Below are 16,228 nucleotides of genomic sequence, written 5' to 3'. Positions count from 1 at the left end.
CAGACAAACGGTCTACCATCACCGTCCATCTGTATTTTTATTAACTATCTAGACACACGCTAAAACCAGCCCTGATTACCAGATTGCCTTACCAGCGCTGTCCTTAATATCACTTTTCCAAGCTTCGGTTACTAGCTTAACGACAGAAGCAGGAATCGCCACATAGTCAAGTTCAGTCGCTGCTGCGCCACCGTTCTTGTAGGCCCAGTCAAAGAACTTCAGAACTTCTTTGCCCTTGGCACCATCAGCTTGTGATTTATGCAGCAAGATGAACGAAGCACTAGTAATAGGCCAGCTATTCTTACCGGAAGCATCTGTGAAATCGACCGCAAAACCCGGTGTTTTAGCCCAATCGGCACCCGCTGCTGCTGCTTTAAAAGTTTCGTCATCTGGTTGTACAAATCCACCGTCACGATTTTTCAACTGTGTATGCTGTAGCTTGTTCTTTTTAGCGTATGCATATTCAACGTAGCCAATCGAACCTTTGATTTTTTGGACGTTGGCTGCGACGCCTTCATTACCTTTGCCACCCACACCGACCAGCCACTTAACCGAAGTACCTGCACCAATGCCACTCTTAAAGCTAGGATTAGTTTTTGACAAGTAACTAGTGAACACAAAAGATGTACCTGAACCGTCAGCCCGATACACAACCGTGATGTCGCTAGATGGCAGCTTCACGCCAGGGTTCAAAGCAGCAATTTCTGGCGAATTCCATTTAGTAATTTTGCCTAAATAGATGTCTCCCAATAATGCACCAGTCAGCTTCAATTGGCCTGGAGTAATACCTTCCAGATTTACCACCGGCACTACGCCACCCATGATTGCAGGGAACTGCATCAAACTGTCAGCGGCCAATTCTTCCGCCTTTAGCGGCATATCGGACGCCCCAAAATCGACGGTCTTTGCTTTGATCTGTTTGATACCACCGCCCGACCCAATCGATTGATAATTCAAGCTATTGCCAGTTGCCGCTTTGTAAGATTCGGCCCACTTTGCGTAAATCGGATAAGGAAATGAAGCGCCAGCGCCAGTGATTTCCGCTGCCATTACCGATGAAACTGCGAACGTTGCACCCAACGCCAAAACGACGGATGTAAAGACTTTATTGAGTCGCATTCAATTACTCCCTTGTTCACTAAAATTAAACACCAAACTTAAAATAAAACTATAGAAACTTACGGTTTCTTACGGATCAGGCTAGCTAAAATGGTTTATTTGATACATTTACAGCCGCAAATTCATAACGTCCATTGGGACAGGCGGAACTTTAACCAACATTTATGACATGTTTGTGACACGCAATGAAGCGCAACATAACAGTGTAATTAGTGTTCTATTTGAATAATAAAGGGCTCAAATAGCTATCGTATTTGTCATCAAGATGTCATATTGTCTGCATACACTCCGATCAAATTGTCCAGACTAGTACACTCACTTTATGAAAAAAAATACTAGCCCGGGCGAGGGAAGTGACCCAATTAAACCAAATATTGATAGCAACCCTGCCTATTTGAATCGCGAGCTCTCGCTTCTCGCCTTTAATCGGAGGGTATTGGCGCAAGCCGAGCAACGACACATTCCATTGCTTGAGCGGTTACGCTATTTATGTATCGTCAGTAACAATCTGGATGAGTTTTTTGAAGTACGCATTGCAAGTCTTTTGGCCAATAGTCACACAGAGGACGGCAGCCAAGTCATTGATCCCCCGCTGCTGACTGAGGCGTTCAAACTAACCAGTACCGAATGTCACGATATCGTTGCACGTCAATATGCCATCCTGAACAAGGAAGTCTTGCCGCAACTATCAGCGAATGGTGTTCATCTTCTAAGGCATAAAGATCGTAACGAAGCCCAGCGTGCTTGGGTGAAATCGTATTTTGAGCACGAAATTCGTCCCTTACTCACCCCCATCGGGCTTGATCCGGCTCATCCGTTTCCGCAAGTTCTCAACAAGAGCTTAAATTTTATCGTCGAAATGGCGGGAAAAGATGCGTTCGGACGAGAAGCGACAATCGCCATTGTGAAAGCGCCGCGTGTATTACCGCGTGTGATTAGATTACCCGATGCGCTATCGCCGAATGGCATTTCATTCTGTTTACTGTCATCAATCATTCATGCGCATATTAATGATCTGTTTAGCGGGCGCCACATACTCTCCTACTACCAATTTCGGGTGACGCGCAATAGTGATTTATGGGTCGATGAAGAGGAGGTGAAAAATCTACGTCAGGCGCTACAAAGTGAATTACAAAGTCGCCAGTTTGGCGTTGCGGTTCGTCTCGAAATAGCCCAAAACTGCCCTCAGCATTTATCTACCTTTTTACTCAATCAATTTTCTATCGCGCCAAATCGAATGTATGCCGTTGATGGACCAGTCAATCTGGTGCGACTATCAGAAATGATTGATCAGACCACGCTCCCGAATCTGCGCTTCCCAACCTTTACACCGGGCCTGCCTTCGCACTTGTTATCTGAAGATATTTTCACCTTATTAAAAAGAAAAGATGTCCTGTTGCACCATCCGTTTCAGTCGTTTCAACCAGTGATCGACTTTATCCGCAGCGCGGCACATGACCCGTTAGTCGTTGCTATAAGGCAGACTATTTATCGCGCAGGGATGAATTCGGATTTAATCGAATCATTAATTCTTGCAGCGCAGTTGGGTAAGGAAGTCACTGTAGTAGTCGAATTAATGGCACGTTTCGATGAAGAAGCGAACATTAATTGGGCCGACCGATTAGAGCGCGCCGGAGCCCATGTTGTATATGGTGTAGTCGGCTTGAAAACGCACGCAAAACTGGCACTCGTTATCCGCCGCGAAATAATCAATGGAGGAAAAGACGATACGAATGGATTGTGCTTTTATGCGCACCTAGGAACCGGAAACTATCATCCGAACACCACCAAGCTATACACCGACTTTGGTCTGCTAACTGCTAACCAAAAGTTAGCAATCGAGGTGAATGAAGTATTCATTCACCTAACCAGTCTGACTAAACCAAAAAAAATGGATCATCTTTGGCTGGCCCCATTCGCCCTGCAAAAAGAATTAATTCGCGCGATTCGAAACGAGGCAGAAATAGCACGGCAAGGCAGACCAGCGCGGATAGTCGCAAAAATGAACGCGTTGTTGGATGAGTCGGTAATCAAAGCGCTCTATGCTGCTTCAGCAGATGGCGTGAAAATAGAACTTATTATTAGAGGCGCCTGTGCATTGCGCCCTGGCGTGACCGGACTATCGGACAATATTTCGGTGCGCTCTATCATCGGGCGTTTTCTTGAACACACGCGAATCTATTACTTTCGGAATAATTTACAGCACGATGTCTATCTTGCCAGTGCCGACTGGATGAATCGTAATCTTTTCAGGCGCGTTGAGGTGGCATTCCCCATATTAGACAAAGCACTAAAAAAGCGTGTCATCAATGAGGGACTAACGCCTTACCTGAAAGACAATGTCAATGCATGGGAATTGTCGTCGGATGGAAATTGGACCAAACGTAAAAAAGGACCACGTAGTGCAGCGTTTAGCGCCCAGCAGCACCTGATGTCTCTTTTAGGTGCGTCTTCAGAAACCAGCTAATCTAATAATTGTTAAGGAAATTTTCATGGAACTGATACTCTGGCGTCACGCTGAGGCTGAGGTCGGCGAACCCGACGAAGGCCGTGCTCTGACCGGAAAAGGTCATAAACAAGCATGGAAAATGGCAGACTGGCTTGACCGCAATTTACCCAACTCTTGTAAGATACTCTGCAGCCCGGCGACTCGCACTATCCAGACAGCGGAAGCATTGGGACGCAAATTTAAGATTCATCCAGAACTCGCCCCAAACTGCACTGCTGATCAACTATTAGCAGCGGCCCATTGGCCAGACTCTCGCGAACCAGTACTCATTATCGGGCATCAACCCACGCTGGGTCAGGTAGCTGCGATACTTATCGCTGGCGAAAAAAAAGAATGGTCGATACGTAAAGGCAGCGCCTGGTGGATCGCACAACGGCAGCGTGGTGATACCACGACAACCTATCTTAAAGCAGTCATGTCGGCGGAACTGATTGCAAAGTAAATGGTTCAACATGTAAATATGAATCTGTAAAACGCGTCACTTTGTAAATTTTTAATATTTATATATTTATATATTTATATATTTATTTGCAGATTTAAATATGATGTCTTAGCTTCGTTTCCAATTTTTCAATAATTTACATGTAAACTGGAATATCATCATGTCGCGACTCTCTCTTAGAATTAAGACGAGGATTAGCGCGGGTGGATTGTATTCAAAGATGCATTACAACTTAAATCTCGAGTCCGGATCTTTCTTCGACGCCACTCGCGTAGGCTCATCCGACCTAAATAGGATATTTTAGCAAAGGGGCGTTCGGAAGCTGATGTTATCGTGATAGCTCTGGTTTTCGGTCCTTGACGAAGGTGCCAGGCCTACCTCAATCGCGTATTTAAAAAGATCCATATCGCATTCGACTCCGATCTTTCGCATCGCGCTATTTTTTTGGGAGCTCACAGTTTGCTTGCTCCGATGCAGATGACTTGCGATCTCACTGATTGCCATACCAGAGACATACAGTCGCAGTACTTCTGCCTCTCGCTGAGATAATGCCAAGCGTCCTTTCACATTACCGTATTCCTTCATGATAGATTTTATCGTTGGGGAAAAGAACTCACCCTTATCACTTCCATAGGCGATATGGACTGCCGATATTAAATAATTGACGTCATCCATCTTGCTAAGAATACAGCGCACTCCTATCGCTCTTAATTTCCCTAAAATTGCCGGATTATCGATCATGGTCATGGCGACAATACGCACGCCTGGGTAACGTCGAAGAATGAATTCAAACAAAGGAATGCCATCGCCAAATTCGCCACCTGGCATTACATAGTCAGCCACCAGCACGTCGCATAAACCCTTATTTAACAGATCAATTATTTCTGTTGAATTACAAGCTGTTGCTACTACTTTCAGGCTACTTGCAGCGATTACAGATCTGATTCCCGCCAATACAAATGGATGGTCATCAGCAATAATTACTTTGATTATTTGTGTATTCACTGATTACCTTAAGAAATCTCTGATTTAGTTGCTTAAGGCGTCGCAAATGAGTGGGACAAGAATATATGGAACTCTGTTTATTTAAGCTAAAAAACAAAACATATCTCACCGAAGAAAAACGATTTTAAATTACTACACCCCACTCAGTCGCACGAATTAATTTAAGACGAACGTGTAAATAATTCTGATGCATCGCGAATGCCAGAAAATATAAAAAAATAATTACCGTCTTTTTAAATATATCTTTAGTCTTTTTTTAAATAGACTGTAGGAATGCGCCAAATAGTTTTCATAAAATTTTCGACCTGATCGCTGATTAGCCCACTCATAGCATTTTAATGCTTCTTGCTTTATCAATGAACGCATTACGAACTGTAGATGGACTCATTTTATGATGCACCGTGTCACCTTCTTGTCTCCATATCTTTTGCTAACTTCACTATTTTAATTAATTTCAGCATCCGCAAAATATCACGCTCCACATTCAATTAAAAGCATGACGCAATCATCGAATCGCCGCACGTATTGTGTAGCAACCGATACCGACCATATTACACATATGAACGCCTCCATACGACTAAGAAAGTTCTAGTTCTACACTTCGACGGAGATTTGTTCATAAACAATGCCATCTGAACACGCTCGATATAATTTTTTTCTTCTATGGCGTTATGTTTTTTAAGCCAAAATAACGGGCTATATATCTTTTACTTCACATTTAAACGCCAAAAAAAGTGACTCCTCTAGAGAATTCTTAGTCAAAATAAGATAAAATTCTTGAGTAAATTAAACTCCCATACAATCGATCTACCTATAGTCGGCCCAAAACGCTTCTCTTTCAGAAGCGCTATATTTTCCAGCAATTATGCTCACGAATAAAGGCGAAAATTCACTGCGATTCGCGGGTCTTTTCGGTGCAGCAACGCTTGTCGTAATTTTAGTGCTTTAGTCAAAAAACGTAATTGTTAAGACGGAATATGGATCTGGATGGCAGGGCGTGTTATCGGTATGCACTGCAGCTTTAACGATCGCAGTTAAGCCTTAAATCGAAGAAATTTGGGCAGCAGATTGAACAGATGAAATTAGGAAGGGCGCCCACCCAATCGAATGAAGCCGCTATTGGTACTGAAGGATTTTCGATCAGGAAGTCATACCAAAGGCAATAGCGTAAACCGCCGAGACTCTATTTGCATCACGAGTAGAATAGTTGAATCGAACCATGAGATAGTCCCGCCAAAAATCACCGAATATGGTGGGTAGACGAAGATATTGCTAAGCAGCAGGAATTTATTCCGGCGAGCTTAAGGGTCATTACCCACATCATCCCAAGCTCGCCTATGCGTAATGCGAAGCAGTCCCGCAATCACCAGCGGCGTATGCTGCTGGTCCACCGTCAACAGCCCGACTATCCTTTTTCTCAGCGTTGACGCGCTACAACTCCGCATTAACTTGGCGTCAAACAAGTATTTGATGCATCTGCGTTATGCTCTGTGCTGTCTCTTGCATCAAATTTACCTTCGATCTCAAAAGTTAAATGTTCAGTGTTTTCTGGTCATATTTTAAATACCTCCCAATAGTTGAATACTCATCTATGGAGTAGCCTATTTTAAAACACTATTCCAGCACGCTCGATTACAGTTCATGTGATAACGCGGCACTGTCTTAATGTTCAACATCATGTATTTCGCATATTAGCCAATCCAATGAAATTGTTTTAATCATGCCTCTTAGAGCCACCTGATCGTAGTAATTATATCCGGCAAAATGCCAAGACTTTACTGCAGCGGTGACGAAGCGCTTCTTTAAAGGGTAATGTCGGCATGTTGTAAAAACGGTGCAGTCTTTGATTTATAGATTGATATTCAAGTGCAAGTTGAATCAATTCCCTGTGATAAATATAACGCTGAACAACTGCATTAAGTAAGATCCCACCAAGCATAATACCTGCTAGAAACCCAAGGCTATAGCGAAACCAACTATTACCCCACATCGTAGAGTTCAACGGCAATTGCTTAGAAAAGGAATATCCCAAACATGCCAGAGAAAACAGCGCAAGTTTCTCGGGGCCACCGATGAACATAAGGATTCTATGCTTTGATCGCTCAATCTTTAATTCTAAATATCGTTGAACGTGCTCAAGAGTCTGAGTTGGGATATCCATAAGTTCTGCCACCTGCCAGAGATCGTATTGGATTTCAAGTTTGAACTGCCGAAGCGCAACTTTTCGGAATCTAATGAGCTCTATAAGCTGGGGTAGCATATCAAGTAATAGACCAAACAACGCTAGCAACATAGCCAACATTCCAATCCAACCTATAATTTCCATCCAGAAATACTCTAGCGGACGGATACGACTGATAACGAGGCCGAATACGAGCATAGATAAAGTGATGAGAAGCGATAGTCCTCTGAACCACCAAGTAACTCTTGAGATTGTGGCGTCAAGCGAAGTACGCGTTTTGTCAGCTCCACCTTTTCTTATTTTATCGAGGATATCAAGCAAATCTGCACATTGTCGGTCCATATATTTTTTCTAATATTTTCTAATTATTGATCATAATCAAGCGTGATTCAACATGAAAACACGCATCTCTGTAAACGCACTGACATTGCACCCTGCCCTCAAAGTAAATTCCAAGTCGAAGTATATTGAGGAGCCTATGCCAATCAATACACGAAAGTGATTTAGCGATAGAGCCGACATCCACCTTAGGATATACCGGTCTCAAAATAAGTCGAGCATCGGTAAGCTACTCGCTAAATGTAGTCGATAAGAAAATCGAATGATCGACCTATAGCGACTCATCTACAACACAATCTCTATGCCTCACTAAGCAAATCCACAATGCGAGATGAACAGCACATCTTTTACCAAGGCTCAGGGTCTTCAGGGCGCTCTCGCATCTTTGCCAAAAAACTATTTAGGATGCCGTTTGACACAATGGCGAAGCCGAGGCTTTCATTCAATAACGCATAAAATGGCGTTTCGCAGCCACTTTCTGCATTCAATTTCTCCCTGACCTGTCCAATTACAGCAGTATGAGTCGAGATATCACCGTACGGTTTTTCTCCACCCGTATTCGCAAAATTGCGTACTTGGTTAATAATATCCAGAATGCTTACCGATGAATTTTTCTCCCATATTTTTTTTAGACTTTCGTAAAGCTGGTCTAAGTTTTGATCACCGGCTAAGCTTCGATCCAATCGTGTTTCTATTGGAATAACCGCCTCTATTTTTCCCATAGCATCAAAGTGCATTTGTGATGTCATAGTATTTATTTGATTAATCATAACCTTCGTCACATTTTTGAAGCGCTATTGGTGGCGAACAATGTGTATCAAAAATTACTGCTAGGCGTTCGCGACATACTTCCATGATGGCGTTACTTTGTAAATGTATAGCTGGCAAGCTATTCATCGCGCGGTCGCTTGCCATGTTTACGAACTCGTCTGGAGAAAATTCGGCGACGTGATCATTCATCCGTAATAAAAAGCGTGTACCAAATTGATATTCGATATTGATATGCCCCTTAAAATGTAGGCGAAAATGCTCCATCAAGGTACGGTGGTTCGGCCTGAAGCTCTCTGGAATCAGTAAATTCAGACTTGTGCTTTCTGTCACATCCTCTCGATCAAGCGACTCTTCAAAAATCGCCATTACCACCTCTGGATTGACTACACTGCGATATAGAAGCACGCGTATTTCTTCTCGCAACCGGGTTATCATCTCCACACCTAAATCAGCATGACCCGCCAAGTACTGTACTAACTCACCAGCGGCCTGTAAAATTCCTTTGGCATATCCATCGCATTGCGCTTGCTGGTATATGTACTCAACCTCAGCTTCTGCATGCGCTACCAAGGATTTGGCACGACGGCGCGCCTCATTCATTAGCGCTGACGCTTTAATGTTATTTCGCAAATAACCACTGCGTACTAACACTCCCTCTTCCGGCATGACCTCACACATTGTCTGAATAATTTTTGGCATACTGTATCGCCTGTAAGATTAAAAATAGATCCACTTTCCTGCATTCCCTTACAGACACAGCACGCAGGGGAAAATCGAATTCTGTTGGGGGTAAGGTCAGAGAGTATTGTTTTGCAAAACAGATATCTAAATTTGGAGGAAAAAGCAAAGCCATCCGCTTTTTTAATGTTTCTGATGCCTCTAGCTGCCAAAGTAAAAGATGCTGTAAGCCGATTTTTTGAACGTCTTCAAGCACTTCTTCTGAGTACCTTGAATGCGGTTTAGCGACGCCCAACCGACGGGACATAAAAAACTGTACGGAGCTGGAAAGATGTAATAAATTGCCTTCCCATCCAAGATCAGCCTTTAACAACTGCGCGCCAATCAGCGTGCTGATATAAGGAAGTTGCGTCCAGTTCAATACTAATTGACGCTCCAAAATAGAGCTTACGGACTCCAATCTGGCCGGCAATCCGAGCTGATGCATCAAGATGTCGTTGATCACTCCACGCTGGCGCGGTGTGTCAAACAATTTTGGCAAACACATTCTCTGTGGATGAATGTAGCTCAATGGATCGTACATTATTGATGCCATGCATCTACTCATTTCATCCATGGCCGTCCACCAACTTTTGCGGCTCGACGCGCACCATCTGATCCGGTGTCGTCCTAAGAGGAGACGCTGCGTCCGATGACGTATTAATAGATTGAGCGTCTTCCAGCTCTTGCACAATCAACGGCGCGCGAACCGCGCTTGGCGATCCACGGCGATTAAAATGCCAGAGTAATCCCGCTATCACGGTGAGCAGCAGTACTGTAATTATTCCAAGCCAAGTGGTCGGGAGGCGGTAATCCTGCGCTCTAGGATTTTTTGGTGTTTGGTTCTGTAAGGTCGGGCGCTTCGACAAGATGACAGAAATATTATCGTACTCAACTTGATCGAAACTATTCTTTAGGAATCGTTTGGTATTATTAATCATAGTTTCTGGATTAATCTCCTCGTCATAAACTATCAATGTTGACAAATGAACCGGACGATTTTTTTGACCGCGCTCTGCACCATCCAAGTCGTAACTGACGTGTACACGTGTGGATACCACTCCTGAAACAGTTTTTAAAGATTGCTCCAAACGCTGCTCAATAGCAGAATAAAGTCGTGCTTTTTCTGCCCGCGGAGAAGCCACTAATGAGTCGGCCGGGAACATGTCTGCTACCTCTATCGCCTTTGGTGATGGAAGATCGTAAACCTTCAAAATATCTACCGCAGCAGCAAAATCAACTTGTCCTACATCAACACTGAAACCGTTCTTACCATTATTTTTTTTTGTCGCATCGATATTATTCCTATGTAAAACTGCCACCACTTCATTAGCTTGGCGCTGCTCAAGGCTCTGCAACAAATTTTCCTGCTTACAACCGGCCAAGAAGAAACAGATGACCAACAAGCCATGTTTCATCATCACGTTCGTAAAAGGGCTTCTATTGTGGCTACGCCTTTCCGGGTCAATGCGCTAATGATTTCTACATCTTGTTTATAGTCACCAATATGTACTTGTAGCTCTAGCAAGCCGGCCGGGGTTGTATCGAATTTCGGACCGTTGATCTTACTCATGATGTATTCGTATTCATTCTGGGTAGATACTGAGCTCGAAACAAACGCATCTCGCAATCTGTCATCAAGCGATAAAGCACCCATCTCATGAGGAGAAACATCTGCGAACTTTGCGCTGGATACGCTCTGTGTAACGGCAATTGGCAATATAGTCATTTTAATCAACTCCATCTAAAACGTGAGCATTTGCGAAAGCTAATACGGCGAAGCACCAAAGAATCAAAAAATCCTAAAGTGCAGAAACGTATCCGCGACATTAACGTTGTTATTTCCGCCTGGTTATCGAAAGTTCGCTACGATCGTTGCATCCATATCTTTAAATGCCTTAACTGTGGATGACTGGGCGTTACGCAGGATACTCATCTCAGAGATGACTGCCTGATATTCTGCGAGAAGAGTTGGATTAGCGCTATTGCCACCACTTAATTGTTCACGCAAAGTCTTTTCTCGATCGAAGAGCTCTTGACCGCCATCCTCAAAAGCTTTTGCGATCGAAACCATCAAACCATTACCAGGATATGCGGCCATATTTTTTACCTTTGTTTTCTTTTGAAAGAGTTAATTAACTATAAGGATTTAGTAAAGAGCCAATGCTTCGATGTCATTTTTACGTAATCATTACCGTTATATTTAAATGACTTATTTTTTAACCAGTCGTCTTCTAGATCGACAGAAAAATGTACGTATTCAACACCAAAATATTGATAGAAATTGTGAGTAAATCTTTGCAGATTAAGCAGCTCAACATCCGTTAAGTCACCTTTTGTCAGAAACGTGATCCGACGATCATCATGCTTGGATAAATAAGTAATACCTATTCGGTCTAATCCCGTCCTGGCCTGTTTCTCGAGCATCGCATCATCCCATTTATCGAGAATGATCATGTCGCTATAAGGCATCCAGTGCATCATCCTTTCGATTAGAATCGTTCTTATTTCACTAGTAAGAGTAGTCCTCTCTGCGCTCAGCATTAATACTGGCTTCGCTACCTCGTCTAAATTCAGCCGATGAAAAGCGAGATTCGGATAGGTGGATTGCAACAGTTTATTGATCCGCGACTCCTCCAACCTTAACGACGAAATTTTGACTTTATCGCTTAAACCTCTACGGATTAGGGCCTGTCGACCCCATGCCAAATCTCTATCACTGTTAGCGAACACATACACTATGCTGTCGCGCCCCTTGAGAATTTTGTATTCGCTGATAGAGCCACTAATCGCAGAGGTTACTTCCGTAACGTATTCGTCTTCTTTAAAGCTCTTCCGTGTGACTATAATAAGAGTCACTATAAAAAATAAAACGGCTAATCCACCTACCCAACTGATTGTAGATAAAAGCGATTTTTTATCTACAGCTACTTCAACAAGTAGTTTATTTTTCTGGATTGAGTTAACCCATTCCACGCCGGGTGGGCGAACCGAAAATCTTACCGTTCCCGCACTACATGCATCTTGAAATAGTTGCTGTTGATCTTCAGATGTATCGTCCAGTATTCGGAACAAAAATCCATCTGACACTTTAGAACTAAGAATAATTTCAAAATTAATACCGCCTTTTGGCATCGGCACAACTACAGTATTATTCGAAAATTCCGGCATCACTTCACAAACGATCAAATCCTGCATCGCACCGACCACGAATAATGTCCTGCCCTCTGCAAGACTGTACTCACATCCGTGAAAGGGTCCGTTCAAAAAACGTAATACTGCGACTTCCGAAATTTTTTCGGCGTTTAATTTCGATGACATAGCAACTTCTCTTCGTTATTATCGAGCGACGACAGTCACTAACATTTTATGTCCCTAGTGCCATGCTAAATAACGTGGTTCAAATATGCACATGCAGTTTGGACTTAATTCTAAATTTTTAAAACTTAAGACTGGTGATAACATGAAACAGAGTCTATTTAATTCCTCATTCTTTCGATATCAGACCAGAACGAAATGTGCACCAGATTTGATAGGATTGATCAGAGCAACGAGATTGTTGATCGTTTTAATTTATCCAACGATGCTCTCTTAAGCCTCTATATTTTGGTCGCTATCGGGATAGAATTCAGATTATTTTTTTCGATGCTTTTTTAGTTTTCTATTTTGAATACGTGAGAAAAAGACAAGCAGCTAACTTCTTTCAAAAAAATAGAAATTGGCAAATGTCAAAATTTTCATCAAGCCTCCAAAGAAAAATCACTACCAGAAGCTCTGCGTTTAATTGTCTGGGCAATGACGTTTTCCAATATTTTCAGACGATTCCGCAGATCAGCGGAAAGCATAAGCATGCATTCATTTTCAAGGGAGCGACAAGTATTGACGATTGATAACTCACCACAAATAGCAAAAGCACCTGCAAGCGAGTGAAGTTGTTCCTGAATTATTTCGGCTTGGTTGTTCGAGAATGCGGAGAAAATAATTTTGAATGAAGTCGCGCTAGAAAGCTGAAGGACTGAAATCCTCTCCGTTGTCAGATTCAAATCATGCTTAAGAAAAATAGCATCAGGAAAAGGAAATGTCGTTCCAGCAAGGCATTTACGAATCATGCAATCAAGTCGCTCCAGCGACACCGGCTTAACTAAAATATCGTCAATGCCTGCCTTCTCGCAGCGCGTATGCTCTTCCTTATTCGCATGTGCAGTAAGTGCAATAATTGGAAGTAGAACGTTCTGTTGACGCAAAATTTTAGCCAGCATATAACCATCCAATTCAGGCATACTGAGATCAGTCAACACGATGTCAAAATCACCTGGACTAAATAGCTGTAACACCTCGATAGCCGAAGCCACTAAAGTCACTTTATAACCAAGCAGACTTAGTTGATCACCTACTAATGCGAGATTAAGGGGATGGTCTTCCACCACCAAAATGTGTACGGATGGCGCAACCAAAGGATGAGGTTTGTCAGTGTTAAGCAATGAGTTTCCTTCCTGCATAGCAAGTTCGGAGATAACCGGTATTAAAATCGCCGGATCCAAGGCGCGCCTGAGCGCGTCGTGCAAACCGCTAGTTGAGTAGCATGACACTAATATTCGGACGGTTGGCCCAGGCTGCACAATGGGATGTCGAGGCCCATCTTCCAAAATATCTATGATGCAACCAGCCAATAATCCAGCCCTTTCTTCATCTATCAGACACCAATGCCGCTGGCGTCCAAACAATAACAGTGGCGCACTCGTCAGGGTCAACTCATCTGGATGAGTAATCTTCACCGGCATTATTCCCCATCCAGATATAAGCGCTACCAATTGTTCCCAACACTCAGGTGTGGCGCACAATACGGTTACCATCTTCATCGATTCAAAAGACAACGATGGTAATAACGCAGGTCTAAGTGCATCAGTACGAAGTGATGCCCTGACGGTAATGGTTGTTCCTTTTCCCTTAATACTACTTATAGCTATTTTTCCATTCATTAAATTGATCAACTGATCACATAGCGCCAAGCCAAGACCAGTACCACCGAAAAGTCGACTAGCCGACGGCTCGGCCTGAACGAATGGTTGAAACAACTCTCGCTGGCGTTCTAGCGAGATCCCAATGCCAGTATCCGTAACTCGGAGTACCACATCACCATTTTCGACCGTTAACACAAGCCTGATGTTTCCTCGTTCGGTGAATTTGACTGCGTTACTTAAAAGATTGAGAACTATCTGTCTGAAGCGTTTCGGGTCGCCGAGGTAATAGCGTGGCAGAAGAGGATTAATGTAGTAAAACAGTGCCAACCCCTTATTCTGAACTAGTGGAACAAATAACAAGATTGCCTGTTCAATAGTTTCTGCCAGATCAAAAGGGATAACTTCCAATGACATTTGGCCGGATTCGATCTTTGAAAAATCTAGAATATCGTTAATGATATCGAGTAGTCCACGTGAAGAGCTGACGATGATGTTCATACGGTCGTACTGTAGTTCTGTCATTGGTGTACGCGCTAATAACTCTAGATTCCCCACAATACTGTTAAGTGGCGTACGTATTTCATGGCTAACGTGGGCCAGTGCGGTGGATTTAGTTGCGTTAGCAACATCTGCAGCGATGCGTGCGTCCAACAATTGTTTTTCAATTAATTTACTTGCTGTTATCTCCAAAAAACTACACAACAACAATTGTCGTCCTGCGTAACGGGTGAGGACAAGACTTACTAGCAAGTGGCGACATTGTCCTCCACGATCAACCATCATGAGATCGTGTTCGCCAAGCGACTGAGGAAATGTCTGATTATTTTTTTCGTTCGAAACGCGGCTTAGTGCCAGAAAGCGAGATGGTAGGCACGGGGCTTCGTTATGATAAGTTTGCATTCCATGGTTTTGCAGCAGTACTTTTCCGTCGTCTATTGTCAAAAGGCACAATCCACCGGGTGCGTTCACAACCATTACGCGATGCATTTTTTCACTATCAAATACCTGCTGGGCACTCAGCAACAATGGTCTTAACATAGTGCGATCATAAAAAAAAATACAGCACCACAATAGAATGAGCAATACCAAGGTTCCAACAACGATTAATATCAAAAACCAATGCTGATATATCCAGATAGGTTCTTCTGAGTATGGAAGTTCAGCTATCCGCTTGGCATTACTAAGCAATTTCCTGATAGTGAGAGTTCTATCGCAATTAAAATAATGTGGATCCTTTAGCTCCAAAGCCGAAACCTTGGCATCTATTACACTTTGTTCAAGCGTTAGATTCGCAGTGTTAACATCCCAGCGCGTAAGTGCAAATTTTTCCAACTTATTGTTCGCCAAAAATGGCGTTAGCCAAGGATTCTGTAATGGGTCGGAAACGTGACCCATATCTGGCATTAATTCTCGAACAGAAGAAACTAGCGCAATCGGTTTAAAGCTCTGTGTCCAAATGCTGTCAGGTCGCGACATGATTTGTGGAAAGACATATACAAGGTCAAAAAAATAACCATTAGATAGCTCACCGGAATCTGCCGGCCTAATGACGGAAGTATGGGGTTGGGGGTTGCTTAATTTTTTCAGGCAAAAGAAATTTTCCGCAAATTGTTGCTGTGATATCAGGCTTCCAGCGAATTTCACGGTAGCATTAGGTTTACGCTCAAGAAATAATTTTTGGCCATCACTCAGCAATTGATCGCAATCAGAAATAGAGTTATTTCGATCGACTTTTCCTTCAACATCAACGTATCCAGTATTACGCCGAACCTCATATTTTTTTGGGGTCACATCACCGACAACAATTGCATTTTTATGAGAAAAAAAGGCACGTTTATTTACGATCGAATTATTTGTGTGAACATGGATCAGAAAGACCATGATGGTCAATAGTACCAATGACAAGATCAGCCCGCAGCCCACCAAAAAAAAGCGTTGATGATGCGCAATCGTTTTTATTTGATTGTTTTCGAGGATTATATCTTTCCGATCAATATCTATTGCTATACGCTCCACCACCACGACATTTCCCGTCTTAGCGGCAATCAACTACATCTTAAAAACCAGTAATGATATGACTTTTTTTCAGGCTTCTGTCATTGCGACAGGCATATCATATGCTTGTAAAATTGCTTAGCCGTACCAACTCCACAATTGACTCTGTAGATAAATTAGATCGTACT

13 protein-coding genes are annotated in these 16,228 nt (G+C 42.9%); 2 read left to right on the top strand and 11 right to left on the bottom strand.

Annotated features, from left to right (window positions below):
- Positions 1-75: 75 nt before the first annotated feature.
- The gene (pstS, locus tag ACXX82_RS21785) at positions 76-1,119 is read right to left on the bottom strand and encodes a phosphate ABC transporter substrate-binding protein PstS (protein WP_322238314.1); all 1,044 of its coding nucleotides are present in this window, start codon (positions 1,117-1,119) and stop codon (positions 76-78) included.
- Positions 1,120-1,441: 322 nt separating this feature from the next.
- Between pstS and ppk1 the strand changes: the two genes are divergently transcribed.
- On the top strand, positions 1,442-3,586 hold the full coding sequence (gene ppk1, locus ACXX82_RS21780) for a polyphosphate kinase 1 (protein WP_323507612.1): 2,145 nt from the start codon (positions 1,442-1,444) through the stop codon (positions 3,584-3,586).
- 25 nt (positions 3,587-3,611) lie between these two features.
- The gene (locus ACXX82_RS21775) at positions 3,612-4,070 is read left to right on the top strand and encodes a SixA phosphatase family protein (protein WP_322238310.1); all 459 of its coding nucleotides are present in this window, start codon (positions 3,612-3,614) and stop codon (positions 4,068-4,070) included.
- Positions 4,071-4,370: 300 nt separating this feature from the next.
- Here ACXX82_RS21775 and ACXX82_RS21770 read toward each other — a convergent pair whose 3' ends face one another.
- From ACXX82_RS21770 to ACXX82_RS21725, 10 genes are all read right to left on the bottom strand, one after another.
- Positions 4,371-5,075: a response regulator gene (locus tag ACXX82_RS21770; protein WP_323507611.1), complete on the bottom strand. Its 705-nt coding sequence runs from the start codon at positions 5,073-5,075 to the stop codon at positions 4,371-4,373.
- 1,750 nt (positions 5,076-6,825) lie between these two features.
- Positions 6,826-7,599, bottom strand: coding sequence for a YuaM family protein (locus ACXX82_RS21765; protein ID WP_458563702.1), 774 nt, complete (start codon positions 7,597-7,599; stop codon positions 6,826-6,828).
- A 344-nt stretch (positions 7,600-7,943) separates the two neighbouring features.
- Positions 7,944-8,366: a hypothetical protein gene (locus tag ACXX82_RS21760; protein WP_458563701.1), complete on the bottom strand. Its 423-nt coding sequence runs from the start codon at positions 8,364-8,366 to the stop codon at positions 7,944-7,946.
- A complete protein-coding gene (locus ACXX82_RS21755; protein WP_323507662.1) occupies positions 8,359-9,066 on the bottom strand; it encodes a hypothetical protein in 708 nt (235 codons plus the stop codon). The genes ACXX82_RS21760 and ACXX82_RS21755 overlap by 8 nt, the downstream gene beginning before the upstream one ends.
- The gene (locus tag ACXX82_RS21750) at positions 9,038-9,640 is read right to left on the bottom strand and encodes an OrgA/MxiK family T3SS sorting platform protein (RefSeq protein ID WP_458563700.1); all 603 of its coding nucleotides are present in this window, start codon (positions 9,638-9,640) and stop codon (positions 9,038-9,040) included. The genes ACXX82_RS21755 and ACXX82_RS21750 overlap by 29 nt, the downstream gene beginning before the upstream one ends.
- Positions 9,641-9,653: 13 nt before the next feature.
- Positions 9,654-10,505 (bottom strand): EscJ/YscJ/HrcJ family type III secretion inner membrane ring protein, encoded by an 852-nt coding sequence (locus ACXX82_RS21745; RefSeq protein ID WP_323507660.1) that lies wholly within the window; start codon positions 10,503-10,505, stop codon positions 9,654-9,656.
- Entirely contained in the window at positions 10,505-10,813 is a 309-nt protein-coding gene (sctI, locus tag ACXX82_RS21740; protein WP_323507659.1) for a type III secretion system inner rod subunit SctI, read from the bottom strand. Before sctI ends, ACXX82_RS21745 begins: the two co-directional genes overlap by 1 nt.
- Before the next feature lie 123 nt (positions 10,814-10,936).
- Complete coding sequence (gene sctF, locus ACXX82_RS21735) at positions 10,937-11,185, bottom strand: type III secretion system needle filament subunit SctF (protein ID WP_458563699.1); 249 nt, start codon at positions 11,183-11,185, stop codon at positions 10,937-10,939.
- 38 nt (positions 11,186-11,223) lie between these two features.
- The gene (locus tag ACXX82_RS21730; RefSeq protein WP_458563698.1) at positions 11,224-12,405 is read right to left on the bottom strand and encodes a PrgH/EprH family type III secretion apparatus protein; all 1,182 of its coding nucleotides are present in this window, start codon (positions 12,403-12,405) and stop codon (positions 11,224-11,226) included.
- A gap of 419 nt (positions 12,406-12,824) precedes the next feature.
- Positions 12,825-16,094, bottom strand: coding sequence for an ATP-binding protein (locus ACXX82_RS21725; RefSeq protein WP_458563697.1), 3,270 nt, complete (start codon positions 16,092-16,094; stop codon positions 12,825-12,827).
- Between the last annotated feature and the right edge of the window lie 134 nt (positions 16,095-16,228).

The sequence above is a fragment of the Glaciimonas sp. GNP009 genome (assembly GCF_054343755.1).
Note: the sequence above shows the minus strand (reverse complement) of the source record. Positions and strands in the feature narration are given on the sequence as shown.

Bases quoted from the DNA above. Each gene is read 5' to 3' on its own strand.
- pstS (WP_322238314.1), bottom strand. From the start codon at position 1,119: ATGCGACTCAATAAAGTCTTTACATCCGTCGTTTTGGCGTTGGGTGCA.
- ppk1 (WP_323507612.1), top strand. From the start codon at position 1,442: ATGAAAAAAAATACTAGCCCGGGCGAGGGAAGTGACCCAATTAAACCA.
- ACXX82_RS21775 (WP_322238310.1), top strand. From the start codon at position 3,612: ATGGAACTGATACTCTGGCGTCACGCTGAGGCTGAGGTCGGCGAACCC.
- ACXX82_RS21765 (WP_458563702.1), bottom strand. From the start codon at position 7,599: ATGGACCGACAATGTGCAGATTTGCTTGATATCCTCGATAAAATAAGA.
- ACXX82_RS21760 (WP_458563701.1), bottom strand. From the start codon at position 8,366: ATGATTAATCAAATAAATACTATGACATCACAAATGCACTTTGATGCT.
- ACXX82_RS21755 (WP_323507662.1), bottom strand. From the start codon at position 9,066: ATGCCAAAAATTATTCAGACAATGTGTGAGGTCATGCCGGAAGAGGGA.
- ACXX82_RS21750 (WP_458563700.1), bottom strand. From the start codon at position 9,640: ATGGCATCAATAATGTACGATCCATTGAGCTACATTCATCCACAGAGA.
- ACXX82_RS21745 (WP_323507660.1), bottom strand. From the start codon at position 10,505: ATGATGAAACATGGCTTGTTGGTCATCTGTTTCTTCTTGGCCGGTTGT.
- sctI (WP_323507659.1), bottom strand. From the start codon at position 10,813: ATGACTATATTGCCAATTGCCGTTACACAGAGCGTATCCAGCGCAAAG.
- sctF (WP_458563699.1), bottom strand. From the start codon at position 11,185: ATGGCCGCATATCCTGGTAATGGTTTGATGGTTTCGATCGCAAAAGCT.
- ACXX82_RS21730 (WP_458563698.1), bottom strand. From the start codon at position 12,405: ATGTCATCGAAATTAAACGCCGAAAAAATTTCGGAAGTCGCAGTATTA.